Below are 26,106 nucleotides of genomic sequence, written 5' to 3'. Positions count from 1 at the left end.
CCGTATAGTCGGCACATGAACCGTTTGAACCATACGTTGCTGCTCACCGCGGCCTGCCTACTGGCGCTGCTGTCCACCGTCGGCGCATCGCTGCCGTATCCGATCCTGCCGCCCCTGTTCGCTTCCGGTACCGCCAATGGCCTGAACAGCTTCCTGGGCTTGCCGCCCAAGCTGCTGTTCGGCATCGCGCTGACCGTCAACCCGCTGGGCCTGCTGATCGGCGCCACACTGCTGGGGCCGCTTTCGGACCGCTATGGCCGCCGGCCCCTGTTGCTGGGCACCGCCTTCGGCGCCGCCGTCGGCCATGCGCTGACGGCCCTGGCCCTGGTGGTCGAATCGTTTCCGCTGTTCGTGCTGGCCCGCTTCGCCACCGGTCTGCTGGAGGGCAATGGCTCCATCTGCCGGGCCCTGGTCGCGGAAAAATTCACCGGGGCGGAGCGCACGCGCGGCCTGTCGCTGGTGAATGGCGCATTCCACCTGGGCTGGCTGGTGGGCCCGATGCTGGCCGGGCTGACGCTGGGCTTCGGCATCGTGGTGCCGTTTGCCGCCGCGATCGCCGCGCTGGTGCTGGCAGGCCTGCTGGCGGCCATCGCGCTGCCCCGCGAGGCGGCTTCGCCGGAGACCTCGTCGCTGTGGCAGGTGGCCCGGCACCGGCACGCGCTGAACCTGCTGCGCCACGCCGAGCCGCGCACGCTGTTCTTCATCCAGCTGGCCGGCTTCTGCGGCGTCGCGGCCTTCTACGAGTTCTACCCGTTGTGGCTGGTGGAGCAGGGCGACTACGATGCGGCGCGGATCGCGCTGATCAACATGGCGATGTGCGGCATCATGACCGCCGCCTCCGTGGTGGCCGGGCGCATGATGGGCCAATGCTCGGGTGGCGAGTCGCTGCGCAAGGCCGGCTGGTTTGCCTGGGGCATCGCGCTGGCGGTCGGCTGCGTGGCGGTCGGCAACCTGTGGATGGGGCTGGCGGCCATCGCGCTGTTCGGCATTCCCAACGCGTTCTTCAACGCCACCGTGCAGCCATGGGCGGCGGAGCGCTTCGCCGGGCACGGACAGGGCGCCGTGATGGGCCTGATGTCGACCACGTTCTGCCTGGCCACGATCCTGATGGCGCTGGTCGGTTCCGCGCTGGTGCTGGTCGATACCCGGCTCGTGCTGGCGGTGGGCGCCGCATCGAGCCTGTGGGCCGGCTGGCGGCTGCATGGCTGGCGCCGCGAGCTGGCAGCCCCCGTACTGAAAGGAATCCACTGATGAACACCGCCGACCGCATCCTGTTCCTGCTGAAGACGCGCGGACCGAAGACGGCTCAGCAGCTGGCGGACATGCTGGCGCTGACGTCGATGGGCGCGCGGCGCCATCTCGAGGCGGCCGAGGAAAAGGGCCTGGTCGCGTTCGAGGACGTGGCCGAGAAAGTCGGGCGCCCGTCGCGCCGCTGGCTGCTGACCGACGCCGGCCATGCCCGCTTCCCCGATCGCCATGCCGACCTGACCGTGGCGCTGATCGACCAGGTGAAAACGCTGTTCGGTCCGGCGGCGATGGACCAGCTGATCGTCGCGCGCGAAGCCGCCAGCGAGGCGTTCTATCGCGATACGATCGGCACCGCCGCCGCGCTGCCGGACCGGGTGGCCGCGCTGGCCCACGCGCGCGACGTGGAAGGCTACATGGCCGAGGTGGAGACGCAGCCGGACGGCAGCCTGCTGCTGGTCGAGAACCACTGCCCGATCTGCGCCGCGGCCCGCGCCTGCCAGGACTTCTGCCGTTCCGAACTGGACGTGTTCCAGCGCGTGCTGGGCCCCGGCTGCGCCGTCCAGCGCACCGAGCACCAGCTGGCCGGCGCCCGGCGCTGCGCCTACCGCATCGTTTCGTTGCCCGAAAACCGGTGACAGACACCGGTTTTTTTGAAACATTTCCCGAAAACCGGTGACAGACACCGGTTTTTTTGAAACATTTCCCGGGAGCTGGACGGTCCGCCGCGGCGGCCTGTCACCGGTTTCTTAACGGTGCCGGTTCACGCGACGGACTTTGCCTCCGTCGTGTACAGTGGCAAAAACACAACGGAGGATCACCATGCCACTGGAAGAAGAGGAACGCCGCAAGTTCGTGGCGGAAGTCTGGAAACGCTACGAGGAAGTGCAGAACTGGGCGATCGCCAACTGGCCGGACAGCGAGCACCGGCTGTCCACCAGCGATTTCGTCGAAGGCCGCAAGGAAATCCTCGGCCTGGGCCTGCCGCCGGACCTGAAGCTCAAGCAGGAACCGCAGGCCGCCCCCGAGCCGGAGCAGGGCGGTCCGCAGTACCTGGACGTGACGCCGGCCCCGTGGCCGTGACGGTCAGACGCGCCGCGCGGGGATCCAGCACAGCAGGCTGACCACCAGGCAGCCGAGCACACCGCAGGCCAGCTTGAACGCGCTGTCGAACAGCAGCGGCGCGACGAGCCCGGACACCAGCGCGAACAGCGTCATCTGGATGAACGATTGCAGCGAGGCCGCCAGGCCGCTGTTGTCCGGGAACAGGTTCATCGCCAGCAATGTCAGCGGCGGCATCGCCAGGGCCAGTGCCAGCGAATAGAAGAACAGCGGCAGCACGGCCCACGGCACCTCGGCCGGGAAGAACCAGGTGTATGCCACGTTGGCCAGCGCGGCTGCCGCCATGCCCGCGTAGCTGATCCAGACCAGTTGCGCCTGCGTGCGGCTGCGCGCCAGTTTGCCGGACAGGCCCGATCCCACCACCATGCCCGCCACCAGCGGAATGAACAGCCAGCCGAACGCCGTTTCCGGCAGGTGCAGGATGTTCATGACGAAGTAGGCGGCCGAGCCGATGTACAGCGCGAAACCGCCGAACGCCACGCCCAGCGCCGCCGACAGCAGCAGGAAGCGGCGGTGGCGCAGCACCTTCAGGTAGTTCGCCGCGATCAGCTTGAGCTCGAAAGGGTGGCGCTTCGCCTGGGGCAGGCTCTCCGGCAGCCAGCGCCACACGGCAAACAGCATCACCACGCCGAACAGGGCCAGGAACCAGAAGATCGCGCGCCAGCCCAGCGACACCTGCAGCCAGCCGCCGAGGATCGGCGCCAGCGCCGGCGCCAGGCCGAAGACCATCATGATATGGCCGAGGATCTTCTGGGCGTCGGCGCCTTCGAAGCGGTCCTGCACGATGGCGCGGCCGACCACCGAGCCGGCGCCGGACGACAGGCCCTGCAGCACCCTGCAGGCCAGCAGGAGACCCAGCGAACCGGCCAGCGCGCCGCCCACCGAGGCGATGATGTACAGCACCAGCGACCACAGGATCACGGGACGGCGGCCGAGCGTATCGGACAGCGTGCCGTAGAACAGCATCATGAATGCGAAGCAGAACAGGAACAGCGACAGCGTCTGCTGGATCGCGATGGGCGTGGCGCCGAATTCGTTCGCGATTGCCGGGAACGATGGCAGGTAGGTATCGATGGCCAGCGGCCCCACCATCGTCAGGCCGGCCAGCAGCACCGTCAGCAGGATATTCATGGAAAGAGTATCGTTATTGTTTTTCGGGCGCGTATTGTACGCCAGCCGCGCGGCGCCTGCCGGGCCTGCGGGGTGGCGGGATGGCCGGATGGGGCGTCCACATCGGGCATATCGATATGAACTTATCGCATAACCGGGGCGGCGCGAATTTTCGTAGAATGCGCGTGCGCGGACCCTGCGTAACACATGAGCAATTAAAAACATGACTATCGATACCTTCGACGGCACCGGCGTCAAGCCTGTCCACTGGGACCTGGATGCCGTGGTCTCGGCATTGCGCGTATCGCGCGAGGCCACGCACAACATCCGCCACCAGCGCCGCGTGCGCGAACTGCCTTCGCGCGAGGCGCTGACCACCATCGTCAACGGCCTGTCGGCCGTGCTGTTCCCGACCCATTACGGGCGGCCGAACCTGACGGACGAGAGCATCGATTATTTTGTCGGCGACACGCTCAACACCACGCTGAACCGGCTCACCGAGCAGGTGCGGCGCGGCCTGCAGTTCGCCGACGATGCCGACCTGGCCGAAGAAACGCTGACGCAGAAGGCCCACGACATCACGCGCGCGTTCGCGGCCAGCCTGCCGCAGATCCGCGGCCTGCTAGTGTCGGACGTGCAGGCCGCGTATGCGGGCGACCCGGCGGCCACGTCGATCGCCGAGATCATGTTGTGCTATCCGGGCACCATCGCGATCCTGTATTACCGGCTGGCGCACCAGTTGCACCGGCTCGGCTCGCCGTTCCTGGCGCGCATGATCTGCGACATCAGCCATTCGCTGACCGGCGTCGACATCCACCCCGGCGCGCAGATCGGCGCCAGCTTCTTCATCGACCATGGCACCGGCGTCGTCATCGGCGAAACGGCGATCCTGGGCGAGCGCGTGCGGCTGTACCAGCACGTCACGCTGGGCGCCAAGCGCTTCCCGGCGGATGCTTCGGGGATGCTGATCAAGGGCACGCCGCGCCACCCGATCGTCGAGGACGACGTGGTGATCTATGCCGGCGCCACCGTGCTGGGGCGCATCACGATCGGCGCCGGCTCGACGATCGGCGGCAATGTGTGGCTGACGCAGAGCGTGCCGCCGCACAGCAACGTGTCGCAGGCGCAGACGCGCAGCGACTGAGGTTCGAGCTCCCGGCAAAGGCCCACCGAAACCGGAGCCTGTCACCGGTTTCCAGGAAATGTTTCAAAAAAACCGGTGTCTGTCACCGGTTTTCCGGGAATATTTCAAAAAAACCGGTGTCTGTCACCGGTTTTCGGGCAATTATTCGGGGCCTTCCCAGTCCTTCAGTGCCAGGTCGCCGCGCTCGTACGCGGCCAGCACTTCCTTCGCGGCCGCCAGGTCGCGCTCATGGACCAGCACGCGGGCACCGCCCAGCGCGGGCGAGATCAGCTGGTCGACCTGCGAATGGTGATCGTCCGCCACGGCGGCGGCGATGCCGGCCGCGTGCAGGCAGCCGCGCAGCACGTGCGCCTGGGTCGGATCGAGGCAGCGCGCCGCGATGGTGTAGTCGTCCTTGATTGCGTTGGCCATTGGCGTCTCCTGTTTCCGCCGATTATGGACGACGGTGGCGGAACAGGGCGCCGCCGTGGCGCTACAGTGCGTGGCTGGCGTACAGCGCGTCGAGGATGGTGCCCTTCAGTGCGGCCCGGGCCGGGTCGTCGCGGCGGCGCGGGCCGGCCGGCGGAACATACTCGGCGCAGCGGCCGCCACCGGCGCCGTCGAGCAGCACGATGCGGTCGCTGAGGAACAGGGCCTCGTCCAGGTCGTGCGTGACCATCAGGATCGTCAGCGCGTGTTCGCGCGCCACCCGCTGCAGCAGGTCCTGCAGGCGGATGCGGGTGAACGCGTCGACGGCGGAGAACGGCTCGTCCAGCAGCAGCACGCGCGGCCGGCTGAACAGGCCGCGGGCGATGGCGGCGCGCTGCGCCTGGCCGCCGGACAGCTGGCGCGGCAGGTAGCCGCCCAGGCCCGCCAGGCCCACTTCGGCCAACAGCGGCGCCGGATCGCCGTCGCCGCCGAACGCGACGTTCTGCGCCACGGTCAGCCAAGGGAACAGCCGCGGTTCCTGGAAGATCACGCCGATGTCGGCCGATACGCCGGCCAGCGGCTGGCCGGCCAGCGCCACGCGGCCGTCCCAGTCACGGTCCAGTCCGGCCACGATCGACAGCAGGCTGCTCTTGCCGCTGCCGCTGGCGCCGATCAGCGACACGAATTCGCCGCCGGCCAGGTGCAGCCGGAAGTCGCGCAGCACCGTGCGCGCGCCGAACGCCTTGCGGGCCACAAGGATGTCGAGCAGCGGGGCAGACGCCGTGACGCTCATTTTGCCCTCGCCAGGTCGTCGCGCCATGCCAGCAGCCGGGTTTCCAGGCGCCGCATCAGCGTGTCGCTGAACTTGCCCAGCAGCGCGAGCAGCAGGATCGCGGCCAGCACGATATCGGCGCGGCCCGTCTCGCGGCCGTCGCTGAGCAGGTAGCCGAGACCCTTGCTGGCGGCGATCAGTTCGGCCGCCACCATGAACATCCAGGCCAGCGACAGGCCGTTGCGCAAGCCCGTCATCAGGGACGGCAGCGCGGCCGGCAGCAGCACGCGCCGCGCCAGGGCCACGCTGCCCAGCCGGTACATCCGGCCCACCTCGACCAGCTTGCGGTCGACACCGGCAATGCCGGACGCGGCGCCCATGTAGACAGGGAAGAAGGCGCCGATCGCGATCAGCACCAGCTTCGGCGCCTCGTCGATGCCCAGCCACAGCAGCAGCAGCGGCACCCAGGCCAGCGACGGTACCGCACGCAGGGCCTGGAAAGTCGGGTCCAGCAGTGCCGCGATGCGCTCGTTCAGACCGACGGCGGCACCGATGGCGATGCCCAGCAGCGCGCCGACGGCATACCCGGCGGCGACCCGCAGCGAACTGGCCAGCACGTGCCACGCCAGGTCGGCATGCGCCAGCTGCGCCAGCGTGGCCACGATCTCGGACGGCGGCGGCAGCAGGTGCGCGGGCACGGCGCCGGCGCGCACCAGCCCCTCGACCGCCGCCAGCGCCAGCGCCGGCACCAGCAGGCCCCACGCCGGATGGGGCCGGGCGCGCCGGCGTGGCGCTACGGGCGCAGAAGCAGGTGGTGCCTGGTGCGCGGCCGGCTTGCCGCCCACCAGGTCGATGCTCGAATGCAGCGCGGGTGGCGTCATGTCACGCCTTCGCGGTCAGCGCGCGGGCAAAGCGGGTGTCGACCAGGTCGGCGATCGTCCGGTCCAGGTCCGTGCCCGGCCTGACCAGCGCTTCCTGCTGCAGGATCGGCGCCGCCTGGCGCAGCGCGGCCACGTGCTCGGCGCCCGGCTGCGGCTGCGAGAAATCGGTGCGCAGCTTGACCTGCAGCAGCGCCACCGGCAGCGACACCTTGGCTTCCTCGGACAGGATGCGCGCCGCCTCCGAAGGATGGGCGATGATCCACTTGCGCGCCCGCTCGTACGCGGCCAGCACGCGCGTGACTTCCTCCGGCCGCTGCGCCAGGAACTGCTCGCGCACGTTCAGGAAGCCGTAGGTATTGAAGGCCACGTTGCGGTAAACCAGCCGCGCGCCACCTTCCAGTTCGCTGGCCGCCATGTGCGGATCGAGACCGGCCCACGCGTCCACGCGGCCCTGCTCCAGCGCCGTGCGGCCGTCGGCATGCTGCAGGGCCACGTGCTCGATGTCGCCGCGCTTCAGGCCCGCATGCTTCAGTGACCGCAGCAGGAAGAGGTAGGGATCGGTGCCCTTGGTGGCCGCCACCTTTTTACCCTTCAGGTCGGCCACCGAGCGCACCGGCGAATCCTTGCGCACCACCAGCGCCGTCCACTCGGGGCGCGAGTAGATATACGGCGTGCGGATCGGGTTGCCGTTGGCGCGCGCCAGCAGGGCCGCCAGGCCGGCCGACGAGCCGATGTCGATGCTGTCGCCGTTCAGGTATTCAAGGGCGCGGTTGCTGCCCGCCGACAGCACCCACTTGATGTCGGTGCCTGCCGGCTTGAACGCCTCCTCCAGCCAGCCGAAGCGCTTCAGCACGAGGCTCGACGGCGAATAGTAGGCATAGTCGAGGCGCAGTTCCTTCAGCGGCCCGGCGGCCCGCACCAGCGATGGGACAGCGACTGCCGCGGCGGCACCGGCCACGGATTTTAATAAGGTACGGCGTTTCATCTTGTTGATTCCTCACGTAAAAATGCGGTCCAGTTCGTGTCCCGGTGCCAGGCACGAGGACACGGGCCCGGCCATTGCGGTGCCTGCGGTTACTTACTTGCTGTCAACGGCTGCTGTTACTTGAGTTCGTGTCCCGGTGCCAGGCACGAGGACACGGGCTCGGCCATTGCGGTGCCTGCGTTATTTGCTTGCCTGCTGCTGCCTGCCCGCCTCCAGCGCGAGCTGGTAGTCGGTCTTCGCGTAGTCCCTGAAATGCTTGTTGGTGACGTCGAGGAATTCGCGCGAACGGTAGGCGGCGGCGATGTCCCGGGCGAACTGCTTGTCCTTGTCGGCCGCCTTCACGGCCACCAGGTTGACGTAGTTCGGCGAGATCTTTTCCGTCTTCAGCGCGTCGCGCAGTTTCAGGCCGGAGGCCAGCGCGAAATTGCCGTTGACGAACGAGTAATCGGTGTCCTGCAGCGAGCGTGGCAGTTGCGCCGCTTCCAGCGGTACCAGCCTGATCTTCTTCAGGTTCTGCGCCACGTCCCGCTCGGAGGCGCGCACCGGGTCCACGCCGGGGCGCAGCCTGATCCAGCCCAGCTGCTCGAGCAGCACCAGGGCGCGTGCCTGGTTGGTCGGATCGTTCGGCAGGCCCACGGTGGCGCCTTCCTTCACGCCGTCCAGGCTCCGGTGCTTCCTGCTGTAGATGGCGATCGGCGCGGTCGGCACGGTCACCAGCGGCACGATCGGCAGCTTGTTCTCGGCGGCGAACTTGTCCAGGTAGATCCTGTGCTGGAACACGTTGGCATCGAGCGAGCCTTCGGCCAGCGCGAAATTGGGCTGGATGTAGTCGTTGAACTCCACCAGCTTCACCTTGTAGCCCTGGCGTTCCAGGATCGGCTTGATGCCGAGCCTGACCTGGTCGGCGTAAGGCCCGGCGCTGGTGCCGATCACCAGTTCCTTCGGCTCCCTGGCATGGGCGGAAAGCTGCACCGTCAGCGGCGACAGCAGCAAGGCGAAAAGGACGGCGCGGCGGCGGTCGGTCATGGTCACTCCGGGTGGCGTTTATCGAGCCGGCGGGCGAGGCGTGCGCCGGCGAACTGGATCACCTGCACGATCAGCACCAGCAGCAGCACGGTGGCGATCATCATCTCGGTTTCAAAGCGGTAGTAGCCGTAGCGGATGGCCAGGTCGCCGATGCCGCCGCCGCCCACCACGCCGGCCACCGCCGAATAGGACAGGAAGCTGATCGCCAGCACGGTCAGGGCCAGCACCAGGCCGGCGCGGGCCTCCACCAGCAGCACCCGCCACACGATCTGCAGCTCGCTGGCGCCCATCGCATGGGCCGCCTCGATCACGCCGCGCGGCACCTCGCGCAGGTTCTGTTCGACCAGCCGGGCAAAGTAGGGAATCGCGGCGCACGACAGCGGCACGCTGGCCGCCAGCGGCCCGATCGACGTGCCGGCGACGATGCGCGTGAACGGCACCAGCGCCACCAGCAGGATGATGAACGGGAACGAGCGCACGGTATTCACCAGCCAGCCCAGCACGGCGGCGGCGAACCGGTTCTGCAGCGGCTGGCCGCGCGAGACGAGGAACAGCAGCACGCCCAGCGGGCCGCCCAGCAGCACCGCGGCGGACACGCCGATCGACAGCATCGTCAGCGTCTGCCCGAGTGCCGTCCACAGCTCGGGCAGCAGCGCAAGCCATTGTTCACGCATGCCGCACCTCCGGGGGAGCCTTGCCGAACAGCGGCAGCAGTTCCCGGCCCAGCGCGGTCACTGCGTGCGGCGTTCCCGGCCGCACGACCTCGGCCACTTCGCCCGCCTCCATCACGGCCACGCGGTGGCACAGCGCGGCCAGCACGTCGAGTTCATGGCTGACGATCACGATGGTCACGTCCAGCCGCGCATTGATGCCGGCCAGCGTGGCGAGGATGCTGCGCGTGGTTTCGGCATCGAGCGCCGATGTCGGTTCGTCGCACAGCAGCACCGCCGGCCCGCTGGCCAGTGCGCGGGCGATCGCCACGCGCTGCCGCTGGCCGCCGGACAACTGGGCCGGCCAGGCCTGCGCCTTGTCTTCCAGGTGCACCAGGGCCAGGCAGTCGGCCACCCGCTGGGCGATGGCGTCGCGCGAACGGTCGCCGTGGATCTTCAGCGGGAAGGCCACGTTGTCCGCCACGGTGGCGTTTTGCAGCAGGTTGAAGCCCTGGAAGATCATGCCGATGTTCTGGCGCGCCGCGCGCAGCGCGCGCTTGTCGAGCGCCGTCAGCTCGCGGCCATCCACCGTCACGGTGCCGGCATCGGGCCGCTCCAGCAGGTTGAACAGGCGCAGCAGCGTGGACTTGCCCGCGCCGCTGCGCCCGGCGATGCCGAAGATCTCGCCGGCGCCGATATCGAGCGACACGTCGCGCACGGCGGCCACGCCGGGATGCTTGCCGCTACCGAAGGATTTCGCCACGCCGCGCAGCCGGATCAGCGGTTCCGCCGCCGGCAGCCTGTGTCTTGCATTCATCGCATCGAACCCCGGATCACGAGTACGGGCTCGGCTCGGGCAGCGTGCCCGACAGGGCATAGCGCCCCAGGTCGCGGTATTTGTAGTCGACCGGGTCGTGCAGCGTGTGCACGCGGGCATTGCGCCAGTAGCGGTCGAAGCCGAAGCGGGCGGACGTGGAGCGCGCGCCCGTCAGTTCGAACAGGGCGCTGCCGATCTCGATGGCGGCGCGGTGCGCCAGCACCTTCGCCTCGGCGCCGGCAATGGCCAGTTCGCCCCGCTCGCGGGCCGTGACGGCGCTGCCGAGGCGGAACACGCGTTCCAGTTCGCGGCCCGCATGGTCGGCCAGCACGACGGCGGGCCGCAGCAGCGTCCACAGTTCGCCGTAGCGGTGCTGGATGAACGGGTCGTCGACGGCACGGGCAACGCCGGAAGCGAACCATGGCCGCGCTTCGCCGGCGGTGTAGTCGCGCGCGGCGGCGAACGCGCCTTCGGCAATGCCCACGTACAGGTTGGTCATGATCAGTTGCGCGACCTGCGAGCGCACCGTGGACTGCGGCGTGGCCTCCTGGCCCGGCTGCTGCAGCACGAGGCCGACCGGCAGCAGCGTGCCGTGGAACTGCACGGTGCCGCTGTCGGTCTGCTTCTGGCCGAACGCATCCCAGTCGGCCCGCACGTCGATGCCGTCGGCGCCGGTCGGCAGCACGCCGATCAGCGATGTCTGCGTGGCTTCGTGCCAGGCGGAGACCGTCAGCCAGTCGGAGCCCACCGAGCCGGAAGCGAAGCTCTTGGTGCCGTCCAGCAGGAAGCCGCCTTTCGCGTCGGTGGCGACCAGGCGGCGATCGAGCGGATTCAGCGCATTGCCCCAGAACAGGCCATCGTCGACGGTGGCATGCAGCAGGTGGCGCTGCTGCTGCTGGGTGCCGTAGAGCTGGATGCCGGCCAGCTGCAGGTGGTGGAAGGCGAACACGTGGGCCAGCGCGCTGTCGGCCCGCGCCAGTACACGGACCGCCTGCAACGTGGTATCCCAGCCGGCGCCGTGGCCGCCGAAGTCGGCGGGGATCGACAGCGCCAGCAGGCCGGATGCGCGGATCAGCTGTCGCTCGTGGCGCGCATGGCCGCCGGCCGCATCGCGTTCGACGGCGGTGGCGGCCAGTTCGGCGGCGAGCGACGCGGCGACGGCAAGCGGGTCGGCAAGCGGGTCGGCAAATACTGCAGCAACTGGAGCGGCATTCTGCTTGTTCTGCAGGGCGGGTTCGGGTGCGTTCATGGGAAGCGGGGCGATAGCAATGAAACCAGTATCGCGCCCGTGCCGAGCGTCAGTCCACGAAGGAAAGCACGCTTTGATATGCGAAAAAATCATGCTGAAAAAATCACATATCGAAGTGCGAAAGCATTCGTTCTGTAACCGGTGGCGCTGCCGTAGCCTTGCTGCCATTGAATTGTTATATCAACCTGCAAAAGAAGGCGACTTTCCATGAGCATCCTCCTGATTTCCGGCAGCCCCGCGGTGCCATCCTCTTCCAGCCGGCTGCTGCACCACATCGGCGACAAGCTGGCCGCCCACGGTCACCGCACGGCGCGGCTGAACGTGCGCGACCTGCCGGCCCAGGCGCTGCTCGCGGCGGACAACACCGATGCCGTGGTGCGTGCCGCGCTGGCGGAAGTGGCCGATGCGCATGCGGTGATCGTCGCCACGCCTGTATACAAGGCGGCATACTCCGGTGTGCTGAAGGCGTTCCTGGATCTGCTGCCGCAGAACGGCCTGGCCGGCAAGATCGTGCTGCCGGTGGCGACAGGCGGCAGCCAGTCGCACCTGCTGGCGCTCGATTACGCACTGCGCCCCGTGCTGCATGCGCTGGAAGCGGACCAGGTGCTGACCAGTATCTATGCCACCTCGCAGCAGGTGCAGTGGAGCGAACACGAAGGCGTGCTGCTGGCCCCGGAAATCGCCGTGCGCGTGGCGGCCGGCGTGACCACGCTGGACCGGGCACTCGGCTACCGCCGCGCGGCGGAAGAAGCGGCGCGGGCGCCGGCGCTTTCGCTGCAGGATCACCCTTACGTTTCGCAGGCGGCATGATGGCGACCGTGCAAAAACGCGCGGCGCGCCGCCGCACGCTGGGATTGCTGGTCGCCGCCGCCTTCGCGGGGAGTTTGTCGGGACTGGCACACGCACAGGATAAAAAAGTGGTGCGCATCGGCTACCAGAAATACGGCACGCTGACCCTGCTCAAGGGGCGCGGCACGCTGGAAAAACGCCTGGCGCCACAGGGCGTGACGGTGCAGTGGACCGAGTTCCCCGCCGGCCCGCAGCTGCTCGAAGGCCTGAACGTGGGCAGCATCGATTTCGGTACCGTCGGCGAAGCGCCGCCGATCTTCGCGCAGGCCGCCGGCGCGGCGCTGGTCTACGTGGGCAACGAACCGCCATCGCCGCACAGCGAGGCGATCGTCGTGCCGAAGGATTCGAAGCTGCGCAGCGTTGCCGACCTGAAGGGCAAGAGGGTCGCGCTGAACAAGGGCTCCAACGTGCACTACCTGCTGCTGCGCGCGCTGGAGCAGGCCGGCGTGCCCTGGAAGGATATCCAGCCGGTCTACCTGCCGCCGGCCGATGCGCGTGCCGCGTTCGAGCGCGGTGCCGTCGATGCCTGGGTGATCTGGGATCCGTTCTTCGCCGCCGCGGAAAAGCAGCTCGGCGCCCGCGTGCTGGCCGACGGCAAGGGCCTGGTCGCCAACCACCAGTTCTACCTGGCTGCGCGCGACTGGGCGCGCGCCAACCCGGCGCTGCAGCAGGTGCTGCTCGAGGAAATCGGCAAGGTCGACGACTGGGGCCGCGACAATCCGAAGGAAGTCACCGCGATCCTGGCGGCCCAGACCGGCCTCGAGCCGGCCGTGGTGGCGCTGGCCGCTTCGCGCTACAGCTACGGCGTCAAGCCGGTGTCGAACGAGGTGCTGCGCGAGCAGCAGAAGATCGCCGATGCCTTCGCCGCACTGAAGCTGATCCCGAAACCCATCGCCATCAAGGATGCCGTGCTGGCATCGGCGAAGTAATCAGATACCTGGAGTTTTCATGTCGTTGAATTTGTTCTGGTTCATTCCCACCCACGGCGACAGCCGTTACCTGGGCACGTCGAAAGGCGCGCGCGCCGTCGATGCCGACTACCTCCGGCAGGTGGCCGTGGCGGCCGACACGCTGGGCTACGACGGCGTGCTGTTGCCCACCGGGCGCTCGTGCGAGGATGCCTGGGTAGTCGCATCGTCGCTCATCCACGCGACGAGGAATTTGAAGTTCCTCGTCGCGGTGCGGCCGGGACTGTCCACGCCGGGCCTGGCCGTGCGCATGGCGGCGACCTTCGACCGGCTGTCGAACGGGCGCCTGCTGATCAACGTGGTGACCGGGGGCGACCCTACCGAACTGGCGGCGGACGGCCTGACCGCAGACCACGCCACGCGCTACGAGATTTCCGATGAATTCATCCGGATCTGGCGCGGTGCGCTGTCCGGCGAGGGCGGCGATGCCGGCTTCGACTTCGAGGGAAAACACCTGCAGGTAAAGGGCGCGAAAACGCTGTACCCTCCCGTGCAGAAACCCTATCCGCCGCTGTACTTCGGCGGTTCGTCGGAAGCGGCGCACGAGCTGGCGGCCGAACAGATGGACGTGTACCTGACGTGGGGCGAGCCGCCGGCGGCGGTGGCCGAGAAGATCGCCGATATCCGCCGCCGCGCCGCCGAACATGGCCGCACGGTGAAATTCGGCATCCGCCTGCACGTGATCGTGCGCGAGACCAACGACGAGGCGTGGCAGGCCGCCGAGAAGCTGATCTCGCACCTGGACGACGACGTGATCGCCAAGGCCCAGGCATCGTTCGCGCGCATGGATTCGGAAGGGCAGCGCCGCATGGCCGCGCTGCACGGCGGCCGGCGCGACAAGCTGGAAGTGGCGCCGAACCTGTGGGCCGGCGTGGGCCTGGTACGCGGCGGTGCCGGCACGGCACTGGTGGGCGATCCCGAAACGGTGGCGGCGCGCATCCGCGAGTATGCCGACCTGGGCATCGAGACCTTCATCTTCTCCGGCTATCCGCACCTGGAGGAATCGTACCGCTTCGCCGAGCTGGTGTTCCCGCTTCTTGGTAAAGGAAAAGCCCAGGGCGAGGTGTCGATCACCGGGCCGTTCGGCGAGGTGATGGCCACCGATATCGTGCCGAAGAAGGCGGCCTGACATGGGCAGTGCACAAGCAAACGCGCCAGCAAACGCGCCAGCAAACGCACCGCTCCCGGTGTCGCAACCGGGAGGCTGGTCGCGCCTGAACGCGGCACTGGCCCCCTGGTTCCTGCCGATCGCGCTGCTGCTGGCGTGGGAGATATCGTCGCGCACCGGCTGGCTGTCGAGCCGCATCCTGCCCGAGCCGCTTGCCGTGGCCACCGCGTTCTGGACGCTGGCCGCATCCGGCGAGCTGTGGGAGCACCTGCGCACCAGCCTGTGGCGCGCGCTGTCCGGCTTTGCCGTCGGCGCCGGGCTGGGGCTGGCCCTGGGCCTGCTGACGGGCAGTTTCCGCCGCGCCGAGACGCTGCTGGACACCACGCTGCAAATGGTCCGCAACATCCCGGCGCTGGCGCTGATCCCGCTGGTGATCCTGTGGTTCGGCATCGATGAAACGGCCAAGCTGTTCCTGCTGGCGGTCGGCGTGTTCTTCCCGGTCTACCTGAACACGTTCCACGGCATCCGCGCCACCGACGCGGGGCTGGTCGAGATGGCGAAGAGCTATGGCCTGAAGGGCTGGCCGCTGTACCGCGACGTGATCCTGCCGGGCGCGCTGCCGTCGATCCTGGTCGGCGTGCGCTTCTCGCTGGGCCTCGTGTGGGTGCTGCTGATCGTCGCGGAAACGATTTCAGCGCAGGCCGGCATCGGCTACATGACGATGAACGCCCGCGAATTCCTGCAGACCGACGTGGTGCTGGTGGGGATCCTGCTGTACGCGATCCTCGGCAAGCTGGCCGACCTGGTCGCCCGCGCACTGGAGCGCCGGCTGCTGCGCTGGAATCCTGCCTATGCCTAGGTTCCGATCGGGGCGTTGGACCAGTCAGGCAATCGATCTGCCATTACCAAGACGTTTTAAGGATATTTATGCTGCATGCCACGTTACCCCTCGATAGCGAACCGTTTGCCTTCACGCCCGAACCGGTGGAAGCCGCACCCGCGCGCCGTCCGCTGCAGCGGCAGGGCGTCGGGGTGCGCCTGGAAGGACTGACGAAATCGTTCGGCGCGCGCCGCGTGCTGGACGGCATCGGGCTGGAGCTGAAAGCGGGCGAATTCGTCGCCATCGTCGGCCGCAGCGGTTGCGGCAAGAGCACGCTGCTGCGCACGATCGCCGGGCTCGATGCGATCGACAGCGGCCGCGTCGCCGTCGGCCAGGGCGCAGGCAAGGAGGCAGTGCCGATGCGGATGATGTTCCAGGAAGCCCGGCTGCTGCCGTGGAAGAGCGTGCTGGAGAACGTCGCCCTGGGTTTGCCGAACGGACTGCATGCGGCGGCCGGCGCGCTGGCCGCCGTCGGCCTCGCGGACCGTGCCGATGCATGGCCGGCACAGCTGTCCGGCGGCCAGCGGCAGCGCGTGGCGCTGGCCAGGGCGCTGGTGCACGAACCGTCGCTGCTGCTGCTCGACGAACCGCTCGGCGCCCTCGATGCGCTGACGCGGATCGAGATGCAGCAGCTGATCGAATCGCTGTGGCGCCAGCGCGGCTTCACCGCCGTGCTGGTCACGCACGACGTGCAGGAAGCGGTGGCGCTGGCCGACCGCGTGCTGCTCATCGACGAGGGCCGCATCACCCTCGACCTGGACGTCGACCTGCCGCGCCCCCGCACGCGCGGCAACCCCGCCTTCGCCGCGCTGGAAGAAAAGCTGCTGGACCGTCTGCTGGCGCGCTGAATCCCCGTTGCCGGGGGCCTCGCTCCCGCGCCATGTTCTCGTGCCTGAGCCCGTGTCACCGTGCCTGGCACCGGGACACGGGCTCGACCGCTTTCCGCGTGTCACCGTGCCTGGCACCGGGACACGGGCTCGACCGCTTTCCGCGTGTCACCGTGCCTGGCACCGGGACACGGGCTCGACCGCTTTCCGCATGTCACCGTGCCTGGCACCGGGACACGGGCTCGACCGCTTTCCGCATGTCACCGTGCCTGGCACCGGGACACGGGCTCGACCGCTTTCCGGCATGCGGGCGGGGCGCGTATCACCCAAGCCGGGTGTCCGGACCTTTCCCCTTTGGCAGATGGGCAGCGCGCCGTGCGCCGCCTATGATGCTCTTGTTCCGGCGGGCGCCGCACTATCGATAATTTCGATAGAACAACGGTAAATTTTCCGTTTTACACTACTCCCCGGGCGCGGACATAATGCCGCATCGACAAATTGTATTCACCACCGGAGAGTAATAACCATGAAAAAACTGATCGCCCTCGTACTGGCCGCCGGCTTCTCGACCGCCGCCCTGGCCGCGCCTGAAACCTATGTGATCGACGATTCCCACACGTTCGCGCGCTTCTCGTACACCCACCTGGGCTTCTCGACGCAGGAAAGCCGCTTCGACAAGACCAAGGGCAAGATCACCATCGACCGCGCCGCCAGGACCGGCTCGACCGAAATCATCATCGACACGAAGTCCGTCAACACGGGCAATGAAACGTTCAACGGCCATATCAAGGGCGCCGACTTCTTCGACGTCGAGAAATTCCCGGCCATCACGTTCAAGTCGACCAAGTTCAACTTCAGCGGCGACACCGTGGCCTCGGTGGACGGCAACCTGACCATCAAGGGCATCACCAAGCCGGTCAACCTGAAGGTCACGTCGTTCAAGTGCCAGCCGCACCCGATGGCGAAGAAGGATGCCTGCGGCGCGAATGCGACGGCGACGATCAAGCGTTCCGAATTCAACGCCGGCAAGTACGCGCCGAACGTCAGCGACGAAATCACGCTGACGATTGCCGTGGAAGCCATCAAGGAATAAGCACCGCGCAGGACAGCCAGCGGGCAGCGGTCGCCCGGCAGATTTTTTGTAGTTTAGAAAAGGAAACAGCATGAAGCGACTGATGCTCGCTGCCGCCATCGCGGCGGCAGGGACCAACACATCCATGGCAACCGACCTGATCGTCACCAACGCCAAGGTGGCGACGATGGTGAAGGAAGGCCAGTTCGTCCAGGCCGTGGCGATCGACAAGGGCAGGATCTCGGCGCTGGGCAGCAATGCCCAGGTGCTGAGGAAGAAAACCGCCGATACCCGGGTGATCGATGCCGGCGGGCGTACCGTGATCCCCGGCCTGAACGACTCGCACCTGCACATCATCCGCGAGGGCCTGAACTACAACGCCGAGCTGCGCTGGGATGGTGTCACGTCGCTGAAGCGCGCGCTGGAAATGCTCAAGGAGCAGGCGGCGCGCACGCCGGAAGGCCAGTGGATCAAGGTGGTCGGCGGCTGGAACGAATACCAGTTCGAGGAAAAGCGCCTGCCCACGCTGGCGGAAATCAACGCAGCCGTGCCGGACAAGCCGGTCTTCCTGCTGTACCTGTACGGCCTCGGTTTCCTGAACCAGAAGGCGATCCAGGTCCTCGGCTACGATGAAAAAACGCAGTACAAGGAAGGCGTCGTCGAACTGGGCGCGGATGGCAAGCCCACCGGCCTGCTGGTTGCCAAGCCGAACGCGCTGATCCTGTACTCCACGCTGGCCAAGACGGGCATGCTGCCGCGCGACCAGCAGGTGAACTCCACGCTGCAGTACTACCGCGAACTGAACCGCCTGGGCATCACCAGCGCGATCGATGCCGGCGGCGGCGGCCAGGCCTATCCGGACGACTACGCCGTGAGCCTGGAGCTGGCCAAGGATGGCAAGCTGACCGTGCGCACCTCCTACTACCTGTTCGCGCAGAAGCCGGGCAAGGAGCTGGAAGACTACCAGCGCTGGCTGACGCAGACCAGGCCGGACAAGAACGACCACCTGTTCTACGCCAACGGCTACAACACCGAGGGCGGCGGCGAGAACCTGGTGTGGAGCGCGGCCGACTTCGAGAACTTCCTGGAACCGCGCCCGGACATGCCGGAGCACATGGAAGGCGAACTGGAAGCCGTCCTCAAGCTATTGGTGAAGAACCGCTGGCCGTTCCGCATCCACGCCACCTACGGCGAATCGATCGAGCGCGACCTGGCCGTCATCGAAAAGGTCAATCAGGAGCTGCCGCTGAACGGCCTGCGCTGGTTCTTCGACCACGCCGAGACCATTTCGGACGCACAGCTGGCGCGCGTGAAGAAGCTGGGCGGCGGGGTGGCCGTGCAGAACCGCATGTACTTCCAGGGCGAGGCGTACTGGAAGCGCTACGGCGCCCAGACGCGCCAGATGCCGCCGATCCGCACCATGCTGAAGATGGGCATCCCGGTCGGGCTGGGCACGGACGGCACCCGCGTCTCGAGCTATGGCCCGTGGCCGTCGATCTACTGGGCCGTGTCCGGCAAGACGGCCGGCGGCCTGCAGGTCTGGCAGGACAAGGACCGCCTGTCGCGCCACGAGGCATTGCAGCTGATGACCCGCGGCAGCGCCTGGATGAGCGGCGAGGAAAAGGTCAAGGGCACCCTCGCCGTCGGGCAGTATGCCGACCTGGTGATCCTGCCGCAGGATTACTTCACGATGCCGGTCGACGGCATCCGCAACCTGGAAGCGGCGCTGACGATCGTCAACGGCAAGGTGGTGTATGCGAACGACGCCTTCGGCCAGTACGCGCCGGCGGCGCCTGCCGTATTGCCCGAGTGGAGCCCCGTGAAGCATTACGGCGGCTACCAGAACAAGTAAGCGGACACGGAGGAGAAGATGCTGAAACGCTTCATCGGAACCTCCACGCCGGATGCGGGCCTGCTGTTCGCCCGACTGGCGGGTGCCGCGCTGCTGCTGTGGGTGCACGGCCTGCCGAAACTGCTGCACTGGCAGCAGGAGCTGGCCCGCATCGACGACCCGTTGAGCCTGGGGCGCGGCGTCACGCTGGCGTGCGCGCTGTTTGCCGAAGTGCTGTGCCCGTTCCTGATCGCCGCCGGCTTGTTTACCCGGCTGGCCTGCCTGCCGGTGCTGTTCCTGCTCGGGGTGTCGATGGTGCTGGTGCACCCCGACTGGAGCATCGAGCAGGGCCAGTTCGGCTGGCTGCTGCTGATCGTGTTCGGCACGATCGCGCTGGCCGGCGCGGGGCGGTGGTCGCTCGACCGCCGGCTGGCCGGCGCCTGAACCTTACAAGAAGCCCAGGGCGCCGAGCAGCGCGCCCGCCGCCAGCAGCCAGAGCAGGTGGATGCGGGTGCGCCAGATCAGCAGCGCCGAGACCACCGACACCGCGTACAGCGGCCAGTCGGTGGCGAGATTGCCGCTGGCGCTGCCGAGGATGATGCCGGTCGACACCAGCATGGCGATCACCAGCGGCGCCATGCCCTGCTTGAAGGCGCGCACCAGGCGCAATTCGCGGTTGCGCTGGCCCCAGCTCGCCGCCAGCAGCATCAGCACGCTGGACGGGAGCAGGGCGCCCACCATGGTCACGATCACGCCCAGCACCGCGGCCGCATGGCTGCCCGCGTTCAGACCCACGTTCCATCCCATCAGTGCCACGAACAGCACGTTCGGCCCGGGCGCCGCCTGGGCGATCGCGATCGATTCGTTGAACTGGGCCTGCGTCAGCCAGCCGTGCTGTTCGACGAGGTAGCGATGCATCTCCGCCGTCGTGGCGATCGTGCCGCCGACCGACATCAGGGAAATCGCCAGGTAATGGACGAACAGGTCGAGCCAGTCATGCCAGGCCAGGACAATATGGATTTCCCCGCTCATGGCTTGAGCCTGTACCAGGTGAGCACGCAGCCGGTACCGCCCAGCACGACGAGGGCGGCCAGCATCGGCAGGCGCAGCACCGCGAGGCCGACGACGCCCAGCGCGGCCAGCGGCAGCGTGACGGCCAGCGGCAGCGGATGCCTGCGCAGCGTGGCGGCCAGCCTGATGCCCATGGCAACGATCATGCCGGCCGCCACCGCGGCCATGCCGCGCAGCGCGCCGGCCACGCGGGGCTGGTCGGAATAGTGCGAATACACCGAACCCAGCGCCAGCACCACCAGGGCCGGCACCAGCAGCAGGCCGAGCAAGGCGGTGGCGGCACCGCGCAGGCCGAAGAAGCGGTTGCCGATGACGAGCGACAGGTTGCACACGTTCGGACCGGGCATCGTCTGCGCGACGGCCCATTCCTCGATGAATTCTTCCTGCGTCATCCAGCGCCGCCGTTCGACGATCTCGCGCTGCACGACGGGCAGCACGCCGCCGAAGCCCTGCAGGGCCAGCAAGGTGAAGGCTATGAACAGCTCGGCCAGCGAGCGGGGGCGGGGAGGGACATCGGTCATGGGGCGCTATTATCCGCGCCCTGTTGCCGGGTGTCCACGCGGGCCGCGCTGGCGGACCGCTGCCGCTCCCCGCGACCGGGGCGGGTGCGGTCGTTCAGCCGCCGCCGATGCCTTCCTGGATCACGCCACTGCCGCCGCAGTTCTGGCAGGACTTGCCATCGTCCAGTTTGCCGGTGCCATGACAGGCGGGGCAGACATCCTCGCCACTGCCGGGGGTGCCGGGTTGCGCTTCGTCGCCGGGGTTCAGGGGTTCGTTCATGATGGTCTCCTTGGAAGATGGCGCAGCATAACGCGGCGCTGCCGTGCGGACTGCGCGGCACCTAACAGTAGTGGACCAGCGGGCACACAGGCAGCGGACAGGCAGCGGACAGGGGCAGCAGGTAGGTGGCAGGTCCGGGCAGGTCCGGGCAGGTCCGGACAGGCCGGGGGGCAGGGCAGGCACAGCGACGCAGCCGTGTAGCCGACGGCGTGCGGGGCAATGCCGGGTCACTGGCCCGCGCGTTTGCTAACGTTATGCACAAAAATTGGCAAAAAGAACAAGCGAGAACTTTTTTACAGCAGTTTGCGCAATATCATGGATGGGTTCGTAAGTCCTTGATTCCATTAAGTGCCGTGTCTGCCTTTTGAACGGGCATTTTAAGGAAAATGGCGTCATTACGGGCGCTTTGCGTTGTCAAGGGCGGCTTATCAACAAAGTTATCCCCAACCTGTGTGGATAGTTGAAAAACCGCTTCAGAATCCGTTACTTAGCGCAAAGGCCGAGGCGCTAAGGCAGCGCAGGAGGGGAAGACTGCATGGTGCCGGCGACGCGGCCGGGCCTGTATGTCCATACAGCCCCGTCGGCGGCGTGCCGGATTCAAGCATCGTCCGGCAGGCGGCCAGAGGCGGCAGATTGGCCCGCGACGGTGAGCTGGCCCGCGACGGTGAACTGGCCCGCGACAGTGAATTGCCCCGCTTCGGTGAATGGCGCCGGTTCGGCGCCGGGCGCCACTTGCAGGCGCAGCGGCAGCGGTGGCTCGCCCAGGCGCACTTCGCCGCTCCAGCCTTGCCCGGCGCGCAGGGCGGCCAGGGCTTCCGAGGCGGCCCCATGCACCGCCCGCAGTGCCGCCTCGGCCCGGGCAATGCGCTGCTGGGCCTCCTGCAGGCTGTGGTAGCCGCGCAGCGATGCGATCACGGTGGTAAACAACTTGCGCGTCGTCAGGTCGGTCTTGCACCAGAAATCGTTGATGTCGTAATCGAGGATGATGCTGTGCTCCAGCGCCTGGCCCGGCTGGCCGGTGCGCAGCACCACGCGCACCAGTGAATTGCCCAGCTCGTCCCGGATGCGCCGGGCGACCTTCAGGCCGGCGTCGGCGGTTTCCATGATCACATCCAGCAGCACCAGCGCCACGTCGTCATGGTTGCGCAGCACGGCCAGCGCTTCCTCGCCGCTGTACGCGTGCAGGAACGACAGCCGCCGGCCCATGAAATGCGCATTGCTGAGGGAGAACTTGGTGACCACATGCACGTCGACGTCGTCGTCGACGATCAGCACTTTCCACGGCGGCGGCCCGGCCGGCGCCTGCGGTTCCGGCTCGGGCATGTCGTCCTCTATCATCCAGCCTTCGCTGGCTTCATCCATATTGACTTGCATGATGTACTCGCTGCAGCATTCATTAAGGTACTGTCGGTGACACTATTCCTCGGCGGTATTTTTGTCAAAGGTTCCGCTGTAGCGCCGTCATCGGCAGAGCGGACCGCGGCGGATATTTTTTTTCGTGCGCCGCCTGGCGGTCCGGATGGCTGCCGAGCCCATCTGTAAGTACTTGATTTCACAAGGCGAAAAAATTGCCTGAAGAACGGGCATTTTGTTGAAACCCGCACCAATACTGGCTCTCCGGCTTGTCAAGCCCCGTTTGTCCACATCGTTATCCACAACTGAAGTGGATAAGTGAAAAATTGGCTTTAAAAACGGCTTGTTAGGAAATTTTTCTCAACCGATACATTGTTTCAATCTGGCCATTTCAGTGAGGAAACGTTCGGCCGCCAGTCCCGGCGGCCATGGCTCCCAGGGCGTACCGCCGTACACCGGTTGCAACGGATCCTCGGTCAACGGCCGGATGCGGATTTTCAGCGTCCGGCGCACCTCCTCCGGCGACCAGCCGACGGCATGCACGGCCTCGCTGGCGGCGGCAAGCCGGTCGGCACGCTTGTGCGCAAGGTATTGAGACGGCGTCCAGGCCGGCAGGCCGTAGCCCAGGAAAACGGCGTGTTCGAGCCGCCGCGTCAGTTCGCGGAAGGCTTCGCCAAGAAAGGGTTTCAGTACGGAGATGCAGTCGAAGCCCAGCAGGCCTTCTTCCGCATCGTGCAGCAGTTCGCGCAGCTCGGTGACCGGATCGAGCTGCGCGGCCGACGCCATGCGCCGCAACTGCAGGACGGTGAGCGAATGCTGGGCAACCGACAGCGGCAGCGGCCAGGCCGAATGGCCGCCCCAGCGGTAGGTTCGCGCCAGGCCCAGCGCCAGGTCGGCGTCGTCCCAGTCGAAGGGGGTGGGGTTCAACAGGTCAAGGCGCTTGCCGGATGGCATGCGAACCCAGGCGCGCGTGCCGGGTCTGGCCTCCGGCCTGTTCTCGATATCGCCGCGACTGCCGGCGCCGTTCCGGGTGCATTTCATGACGCTATCGTACCGCGTCCGGCGCCACGGGGCGAGCGGGCAGTGCGAAGCGGATCTCGAGCGCATCCTGCACGGCCATCGCGCCGCCCATCACGGAAAACGGCGTGATGCCGAAGTCGGTCTGCCGCAGCGTCAGCGCGCCGCGCGCCGTCAAGCCCTGCGGGCCCGGCTCGATCGCCACCGGCACCGTGTAGCGGCGCGTCACGCCATGCAGCGTGATGTCCGCCTGCAGCATGCCGGCTTGCGCGCCGCGTTGCACGCGCACCTCGACGAACGGATGGCGCTGCGCATCGAGCACCTTCGTCAGCATGTTGACACGGGTGCCGGCGATCGCATCGGCCGAAGGCTGCGTCGCCAGCCCGGCTTCGTGGCGCAGCACGGCCTCGTCCACCGTCATCTCGTCGAGGCGGAAGCGCAGCACGGCCAGCCCGGCCGCCGGGTCGACGCGCCCGTCGATGCGGCGTGCCGCCACCACGTGGTCATGGCCCAGCCGGGCCAGCGCGCCGCCGCGGCGCACGGTGATCGCGATCAGCGCGTCGTCGGCGATGCGCAGGATCGGGCCGGCGGCGCGGCCGGCCAGCAGTGCGGCGAACGGATCGGCCGGCTGCGCGGCGGCCGGTGCGGCAGGCGGGGGCGTGGCGGGCGTTGCCCCGGGGGCAGCATCGGGCGCCGCGCAGGCTGCGAGCAGCAGGCCCGCAGCCACGGCGGCGGCCGCCGCGGCGTAGCGCTGGCGGGCCAGGGCACGAAGGGCTATCGGGGGCGTGCTGGACATGGCGATGTCATTGTCGTGTCATCTCGACGTGAGAAGATGGCCTCGCTCTTTCAAATCTCTCCCGATTTGAATCCTTTCACCCGCGTCCTGGACGCGGGTTTTTTTTGCCTGCGCAGCCAGCGATTCATCGAGCTGGAACTGGCGTACCACCTGCGCGAGCGTGGCCGCTTCTTCCTGCATCGCCGCGGCCGCCGCGGCGGCCTGCTCGACCAGTGCCGCATTCTGCTGCGTCACCTGGTCCATGTGCGTGATCGCGGTGTTCACCTGTTCGATGCCGGCCGACTGTTCGTCGCTGGCGGTGCGGATCTCGGCCATGATGTCGGTGACGCGGCGTACGCTGTCGACCACTTCCTGCATCGTCGCGCCGGCCTGCTCGACGAGCTTGCTGCCGGCTTCCACCTGGCCGACCGAGTTGCCGATCAGTCCCTTGATTTCGTGCGCGGCCGCAGCGCTGCGCTGGGCCAGCGTGCGCACTTCGCCCGCGACCACGGCGAAGCCGCGGCCCTGCTCGCCGGCGCGTGCCGCTTCCACCGCCGCATTCAGCGCCAGGATATTGGTCTGGAACGCGATGCCGTCGATGACGCCGATGATGTCGACGATCTTGCGCGCCGACGCATCGATCGAGCCCATCGTATCGACCACCTGCGAAACGACCATGCCGCCGCGTGCCGCCACGTCGGAGGCGCTTTGCGCCAGCTGGTTGGCCTGGCGCGCGTTCTCCGCATTCTGGCGTACCGTCGCCGTCAGTTCTTCCATCGAGCTGGCCGTTTCCTCCAGGTTGCCGGCCTGCTGCTCGGTGCGCTGCGACAGGTCCTGGTTGCCGCTGGCGATTTCGCCGGACGCCATGGCGATCTGGTCGGCGCCGCTGCGCACCTGGCCCACCACGGCCGACAGGCTGGCGCTGATGCCGTTCATCGCGCGCGTCAGGCGGGCGATCTCGTCGTCGCCGTCGACGGCCAGCTGCACGGTCAGGTCGCCGGCGGCGATCTGCGTGGCGGCCTGTTCGACCTGGCGCAGCGGGCGTGTGATGTAGCTGCGCACGCCGAAGAACATCACTGCCGAGAAGCCGAGCAGCGCGAGGAAGCCGGCAGCGATGTACCAGTTGCGCAGATGCGTCGCCTCGGCGGTGATTTCCGCGCGATAGGCGCCGCCGGCGATGACCCAGTTCCAGTCCTTGAACGTCGCGTACGCGACGATCTTGTCGCGCGGGCTGGTCTCGTCCGGATTCAGCCAGGGGTAGGTGATGATGCCTTCCTTCTTTTCCAGGATTTCACGGATGAACAGGCGGCCGTCGGAATCCTTCGAATCGGCGATCACGTCGCCTTCGCGCTTGGGATGGACGACCAGCTTGCCGTAGTTGGCCCCCGGCGTCGAATCGAGCACGTAGAAGTAGCCGGTGGTGCCGACCTTGATCGAAGCGATGCGCTCCTTCAGCGTGGCCATCTCCTTCGAGACGTTGACACCGACGTACAGCACGCCGACGACGTTCCCGCCGGCATCGCGCACCGGGTCGTAGCGGGTGATGAACTGCTTGCCGAACAGCGTGGCCAGGCCCACGTAGGGCTGGCCGCCGCGCAGCACGGCGTAGCCGGGGTGCTTGTGGTCGAGGATGGTGCCGACCGCGCGGCTGCCGTCTTCCTTCTTGGTGGTGGTGGACACGCGCACGAAATCCTCGCCGGTCGCTACGAAGATCGTGGCGCCGCCACCGCTCGCGGCGGTGAAATTGTCGGGAATCGTGAAATTATTGTTCAGCACGGTGTCGCCGATCTTCAGCGCCGGTGTACTGCGGCCGCCCACCTCGATGACGGTGGCGGGATCGAGCGAGAACTCGCCGTGGAAATCGGCTGCCAGGACCTTGGCGAAGGCATTGACCTCGCTGGTGACGGCGGTATTGAACAGTTCCACCATGTTCTTCACACCCGTCAGGTCCTGCCGCACGCTGGCAATGGACCGTTCCTCGAGCATCCGGCTGGTGCTGACGCTGATGATCGTGATCAGGACCGCAAGCGTGACGGACAGCAGGCCGAACGTCATCGCCGTGATGCGCGAGCCGACGCTCCAGTTGCGAAGATTGAAAGTGGAATTTTTCATTGAAATAAAAACGCTATTAAATGGTAAATCGGACAACTGGCGGGAGCACGAATA

28 protein-coding genes are annotated in these 26,106 nt (G+C 67.5%); 12 read left to right on the top strand and 16 right to left on the bottom strand.

Translation table 11 applies throughout. The annotated features are described in order from the left end of the window. The first annotated feature begins 24 nt into the window (after nt 1-24). The 3 genes from FHS02_RS11445 to FHS02_RS11435 all read left to right on the top strand — a co-directional run bounded on the left by FHS02_RS11445 (nt 25) and on the right by FHS02_RS11435 (nt 2,328). Nucleotides 25-1,251, top strand: a complete 1,227-nt coding sequence (locus FHS02_RS11445) for an MFS transporter (protein ID WP_137317358.1) — start codon at nt 25-27, stop codon at nt 1,249-1,251. After that, a complete protein-coding gene (locus FHS02_RS11440) occupies nt 1,251-1,883 on the top strand; it encodes a helix-turn-helix transcriptional regulator (RefSeq protein WP_137313536.1) in 633 nt (210 codons plus the stop codon). Before FHS02_RS11445 ends, FHS02_RS11440 begins: the two co-directional genes overlap by 1 nt. A 184-nt stretch (nt 1,884-2,067) precedes the next feature. Further along, on the top strand, nt 2,068-2,328 hold the full coding sequence (locus tag FHS02_RS11435; RefSeq protein ID WP_137313535.1) for a hypothetical protein: 261 nt from the start codon (nt 2,068-2,070) through the stop codon (nt 2,326-2,328). A gap of 3 nt (nt 2,329-2,331) precedes the next feature. On the opposite strand, the gene FHS02_RS11430 is transcribed toward FHS02_RS11435, so the two are convergent. After that, nucleotides 2,332-3,498, bottom strand: a complete 1,167-nt coding sequence (locus FHS02_RS11430) for a multidrug effflux MFS transporter (RefSeq protein WP_137313534.1) — start codon at nt 3,496-3,498, stop codon at nt 2,332-2,334. A 202-nt stretch (nt 3,499-3,700) separates the two neighbouring features. On the opposite strand from FHS02_RS11430, the gene epsC reads away from it, so the two are divergent. Beyond that, nucleotides 3,701-4,621, top strand: coding sequence for a serine O-acetyltransferase EpsC (gene epsC / locus FHS02_RS11425; protein ID WP_137313533.1), 921 nt, complete (start codon nt 3,701-3,703; stop codon nt 4,619-4,621). Nucleotides 4,622-4,762: 141 nt separating this feature from the next. Here the strand turns inward: epsC and FHS02_RS11420 are convergent, their stop codons facing one another. From FHS02_RS11420 to FHS02_RS11385, 8 genes are all read right to left on the bottom strand, one after another. Further along, nucleotides 4,763-5,032 (bottom strand): putative signal transducing protein, encoded by a 270-nt coding sequence (locus FHS02_RS11420; protein WP_221403834.1) that lies wholly within the window; start codon nt 5,030-5,032, stop codon nt 4,763-4,765. Between the two features lie 61 nt (nt 5,033-5,093). Then, entirely contained in the window at nt 5,094-5,822 is a 729-nt protein-coding gene (locus FHS02_RS11415) for an ABC transporter ATP-binding protein (protein ID WP_137313532.1), read from the bottom strand. Beyond that, on the bottom strand, nt 5,819-6,682 hold the full coding sequence (locus FHS02_RS11410) for an ABC transporter permease (RefSeq protein ID WP_137313531.1): 864 nt from the start codon (nt 6,680-6,682) through the stop codon (nt 5,819-5,821). Before FHS02_RS11410 ends, FHS02_RS11415 begins: the two co-directional genes overlap by 4 nt. Before the next feature lies 1 nt (nt 6,683). Then, nucleotides 6,684-7,667 (bottom strand): aliphatic sulfonate ABC transporter substrate-binding protein, encoded by a 984-nt coding sequence (locus FHS02_RS11405; protein ID WP_137313530.1) that lies wholly within the window; start codon nt 7,665-7,667, stop codon nt 6,684-6,686. A 180-nt stretch (nt 7,668-7,847) separates the two neighbouring features. Next, complete coding sequence (locus tag FHS02_RS11400; RefSeq protein WP_137313529.1) at nt 7,848-8,693, bottom strand: MetQ/NlpA family ABC transporter substrate-binding protein; 846 nt, start codon at nt 8,691-8,693, stop codon at nt 7,848-7,850. A gap of 2 nt (nt 8,694-8,695) precedes the next feature. Further along, nucleotides 8,696-9,367 carry a methionine ABC transporter permease gene (locus tag FHS02_RS11395; protein WP_137313528.1) on the bottom strand — a complete coding sequence of 224 codons (672 nt, stop codon included), beginning with the start codon at nt 9,365-9,367 and terminating at the stop codon, nt 8,696-8,698. Next, nucleotides 9,360-10,160, bottom strand: coding sequence for a methionine ABC transporter ATP-binding protein (locus FHS02_RS11390; RefSeq protein ID WP_137313527.1), 801 nt, complete (start codon nt 10,158-10,160; stop codon nt 9,360-9,362). Before FHS02_RS11390 ends, FHS02_RS11395 begins: the two co-directional genes overlap by 8 nt. A gap of 16 nt (nt 10,161-10,176) precedes the next feature. Further along, a complete protein-coding gene (locus tag FHS02_RS11385) occupies nt 10,177-11,409 on the bottom strand; it encodes an acyl-CoA dehydrogenase family protein (RefSeq protein WP_137313526.1) in 1,233 nt (410 codons plus the stop codon). A gap of 207 nt (nt 11,410-11,616) precedes the next feature. Here FHS02_RS11385 and ssuE point away from each other — a divergent pair, with 207 nt between their 5' ends. The 8 genes from ssuE (at nt 11,617) to FHS02_RS11345 (ending at nt 19,388) form a co-directional block, all read left to right on the top strand. Next, the gene (ssuE, locus tag FHS02_RS11380; protein WP_137313525.1) at nt 11,617-12,219 is read left to right on the top strand and encodes an NADPH-dependent FMN reductase; all 603 of its coding nucleotides are present in this window, start codon (nt 11,617-11,619) and stop codon (nt 12,217-12,219) included. Next, nucleotides 12,216-13,187 carry a sulfonate ABC transporter substrate-binding protein gene (locus FHS02_RS11375; protein WP_137313524.1) on the top strand — a complete coding sequence of 324 codons (972 nt, stop codon included), beginning with the start codon at nt 12,216-12,218 and terminating at the stop codon, nt 13,185-13,187. Before ssuE ends, FHS02_RS11375 begins: the two co-directional genes overlap by 4 nt. 19 nt (nt 13,188-13,206) lie before the next feature. After that, complete coding sequence (ssuD, locus tag FHS02_RS11370; protein ID WP_137313523.1) at nt 13,207-14,355, top strand: FMNH2-dependent alkanesulfonate monooxygenase; 1,149 nt, start codon at nt 13,207-13,209, stop codon at nt 14,353-14,355. 1 nt (nt 14,356) lies between these two features. Continuing rightward, entirely contained in the window at nt 14,357-15,193 is an 837-nt protein-coding gene (gene ssuC, locus FHS02_RS11365; protein ID WP_137313522.1) for an aliphatic sulfonate ABC transporter permease SsuC, read from the top strand. 68 nt (nt 15,194-15,261) lie between these two features. Beyond that, nucleotides 15,262-16,062 (top strand): ATP-binding cassette domain-containing protein, encoded by an 801-nt coding sequence (locus tag FHS02_RS11360; protein ID WP_137313521.1) that lies wholly within the window; start codon nt 15,262-15,264, stop codon nt 16,060-16,062. A 505-nt stretch (nt 16,063-16,567) separates the two neighbouring features. Next, nucleotides 16,568-17,134, top strand: coding sequence for a YceI family protein (locus FHS02_RS11355; protein ID WP_137313520.1), 567 nt, complete (start codon nt 16,568-16,570; stop codon nt 17,132-17,134). Nucleotides 17,135-17,204: 70 nt separating this feature from the next. Beyond that, nucleotides 17,205-18,965 carry an amidohydrolase gene (locus tag FHS02_RS11350; protein WP_137313519.1) on the top strand — a complete coding sequence of 587 codons (1,761 nt, stop codon included), beginning with the start codon at nt 17,205-17,207 and terminating at the stop codon, nt 18,963-18,965. Nucleotides 18,966-18,983: 18 nt separating this feature from the next. Then, a complete protein-coding gene (locus FHS02_RS11345; RefSeq protein WP_137313518.1) occupies nt 18,984-19,388 on the top strand; it encodes a DoxX family protein in 405 nt (134 codons plus the stop codon). Between the two features lie 3 nt (nt 19,389-19,391). On the opposite strand, the gene FHS02_RS11340 is transcribed toward FHS02_RS11345, so the two are convergent. The 7 genes from FHS02_RS11340 to FHS02_RS11310 form a co-directional block, all read right to left on the bottom strand. Beyond that, nucleotides 19,392-19,976: a chromate transporter gene (locus tag FHS02_RS11340; protein WP_137313517.1), complete on the bottom strand. Its 585-nt coding sequence runs from the start codon at nt 19,974-19,976 to the stop codon at nt 19,392-19,394. After that, nucleotides 19,973-20,536 (bottom strand): chromate transporter, encoded by a 564-nt coding sequence (locus tag FHS02_RS11335; protein WP_137313516.1) that lies wholly within the window; start codon nt 20,534-20,536, stop codon nt 19,973-19,975. The genes FHS02_RS11340 and FHS02_RS11335 overlap by 4 nt, the downstream gene beginning before the upstream one ends. 94 nt (nt 20,537-20,630) lie before the next feature. Beyond that, nucleotides 20,631-20,795 (bottom strand): hypothetical protein, encoded by a 165-nt coding sequence (locus FHS02_RS11330; protein WP_175424778.1) that lies wholly within the window; start codon nt 20,793-20,795, stop codon nt 20,631-20,633. 597 nt (nt 20,796-21,392) lie between these two features. Beyond that, nucleotides 21,393-22,169, bottom strand: a complete 777-nt coding sequence (locus FHS02_RS11325) for a response regulator (RefSeq protein ID WP_229422587.1) — start codon at nt 22,167-22,169, stop codon at nt 21,393-21,395. 339 nt (nt 22,170-22,508) lie between these two features. Further along, nucleotides 22,509-23,102 carry a phosphohydrolase gene (locus FHS02_RS11320; protein WP_137317355.1) on the bottom strand — a complete coding sequence of 198 codons (594 nt, stop codon included), beginning with the start codon at nt 23,100-23,102 and terminating at the stop codon, nt 22,509-22,511. Nucleotides 23,103-23,193: 91 nt separating this feature from the next. Beyond that, nucleotides 23,194-23,961 carry a YceI family protein gene (locus tag FHS02_RS11315; RefSeq protein WP_137313515.1) on the bottom strand — a complete coding sequence of 256 codons (768 nt, stop codon included), beginning with the start codon at nt 23,959-23,961 and terminating at the stop codon, nt 23,194-23,196. 18 nt (nt 23,962-23,979) lie between these two features. Continuing rightward, entirely contained in the window at nt 23,980-26,052 is a 2,073-nt protein-coding gene (locus FHS02_RS11310) for a methyl-accepting chemotaxis protein (protein WP_137313514.1), read from the bottom strand. Nucleotides 26,053-26,106 lie beyond the last annotated feature (54 nt).

Origin of the sequence: Pseudoduganella umbonata (genome assembly GCF_014192225.1) — a bacterium.
Taxonomy (GTDB): Bacteria; Pseudomonadota; Gammaproteobacteria; order Burkholderiales; family Burkholderiaceae_D; genus Rugamonas; species Rugamonas umbonata.
This window is presented reverse-complemented; position numbering and strand designations above follow the sequence as displayed.

Coding starts and splice junctions, on each gene's coding strand:
- FHS02_RS11440 (WP_137313536.1), top strand. CDS start 1,251: ATGAACACCGCCGACCGCATCCTGTTCCTGCTGAAGACGCGCGGACCG.
- FHS02_RS11435 (WP_137313535.1), top strand. CDS start 2,068: ATGCCACTGGAAGAAGAGGAACGCCGCAAGTTCGTGGCGGAAGTCTGG.
- FHS02_RS11430 (WP_137313534.1), bottom strand. CDS start 3,498: ATGAATATCCTGCTGACGGTGCTGCTGGCCGGCCTGACGATGGTGGGG.
- epsC (WP_137313533.1), top strand. CDS start 3,701: ATGACTATCGATACCTTCGACGGCACCGGCGTCAAGCCTGTCCACTGG.
- FHS02_RS11420 (WP_221403834.1), bottom strand. CDS start 5,032: ATGGCCAACGCAATCAAGGACGACTACACCATCGCGGCGCGCTGCCTC.
- FHS02_RS11415 (WP_137313532.1), bottom strand. CDS start 5,822: ATGAGCGTCACGGCGTCTGCCCCGCTGCTCGACATCCTTGTGGCCCGC.
- FHS02_RS11410 (WP_137313531.1), bottom strand. CDS start 6,682: ATGACGCCACCCGCGCTGCATTCGAGCATCGACCTGGTGGGCGGCAAG.
- FHS02_RS11405 (WP_137313530.1), bottom strand. CDS start 7,667: ATGAAACGCCGTACCTTATTAAAATCCGTGGCCGGTGCCGCCGCGGCA.
- FHS02_RS11400 (WP_137313529.1), bottom strand. CDS start 8,693: ATGACCGACCGCCGCCGCGCCGTCCTTTTCGCCTTGCTGCTGTCGCCG.
- FHS02_RS11395 (WP_137313528.1), bottom strand. CDS start 9,367: ATGCGTGAACAATGGCTTGCGCTGCTGCCCGAGCTGTGGACGGCACTC.
- FHS02_RS11390 (WP_137313527.1), bottom strand. CDS start 10,160: ATGAATGCAAGACACAGGCTGCCGGCGGCGGAACCGCTGATCCGGCTG.
- FHS02_RS11385 (WP_137313526.1), bottom strand. CDS start 11,409: ATGAACGCACCCGAACCCGCCCTGCAGAACAAGCAGAATGCCGCTCCA.
- ssuE (WP_137313525.1), top strand. CDS start 11,617: ATGAGCATCCTCCTGATTTCCGGCAGCCCCGCGGTGCCATCCTCTTCC.
- FHS02_RS11375 (WP_137313524.1), top strand. CDS start 12,216: ATGATGGCGACCGTGCAAAAACGCGCGGCGCGCCGCCGCACGCTGGGA.
- ssuD (WP_137313523.1), top strand. CDS start 13,207: ATGTCGTTGAATTTGTTCTGGTTCATTCCCACCCACGGCGACAGCCGT.
- ssuC (WP_137313522.1), top strand. CDS start 14,357: ATGGGCAGTGCACAAGCAAACGCGCCAGCAAACGCGCCAGCAAACGCA.
- FHS02_RS11360 (WP_137313521.1), top strand. CDS start 15,262: ATGCTGCATGCCACGTTACCCCTCGATAGCGAACCGTTTGCCTTCACG.
- FHS02_RS11355 (WP_137313520.1), top strand. CDS start 16,568: ATGAAAAAACTGATCGCCCTCGTACTGGCCGCCGGCTTCTCGACCGCC.
- FHS02_RS11350 (WP_137313519.1), top strand. CDS start 17,205: ATGAAGCGACTGATGCTCGCTGCCGCCATCGCGGCGGCAGGGACCAAC.
- FHS02_RS11345 (WP_137313518.1), top strand. CDS start 18,984: ATGCTGAAACGCTTCATCGGAACCTCCACGCCGGATGCGGGCCTGCTG.
- FHS02_RS11340 (WP_137313517.1), bottom strand. CDS start 19,976: ATGAGCGGGGAAATCCATATTGTCCTGGCCTGGCATGACTGGCTCGAC.
- FHS02_RS11335 (WP_137313516.1), bottom strand. CDS start 20,536: ATGACCGATGTCCCTCCCCGCCCCCGCTCGCTGGCCGAGCTGTTCATA.
- FHS02_RS11330 (WP_175424778.1), bottom strand. CDS start 20,795: ATGAACGAACCCCTGAACCCCGGCGACGAAGCGCAACCCGGCACCCCC.
- FHS02_RS11325 (WP_229422587.1), bottom strand. CDS start 22,169: ATGCAAGTCAATATGGATGAAGCCAGCGAAGGCTGGATGATAGAGGAC.
- FHS02_RS11320 (WP_137317355.1), bottom strand. CDS start 23,102: ATGCCATCCGGCAAGCGCCTTGACCTGTTGAACCCCACCCCCTTCGAC.
- FHS02_RS11315 (WP_137313515.1), bottom strand. CDS start 23,961: ATGTCCAGCACGCCCCCGATAGCCCTTCGTGCCCTGGCCCGCCAGCGC.
- FHS02_RS11310 (WP_137313514.1), bottom strand. CDS start 26,052: ATGAAAAATTCCACTTTCAATCTTCGCAACTGGAGCGTCGGCTCGCGC.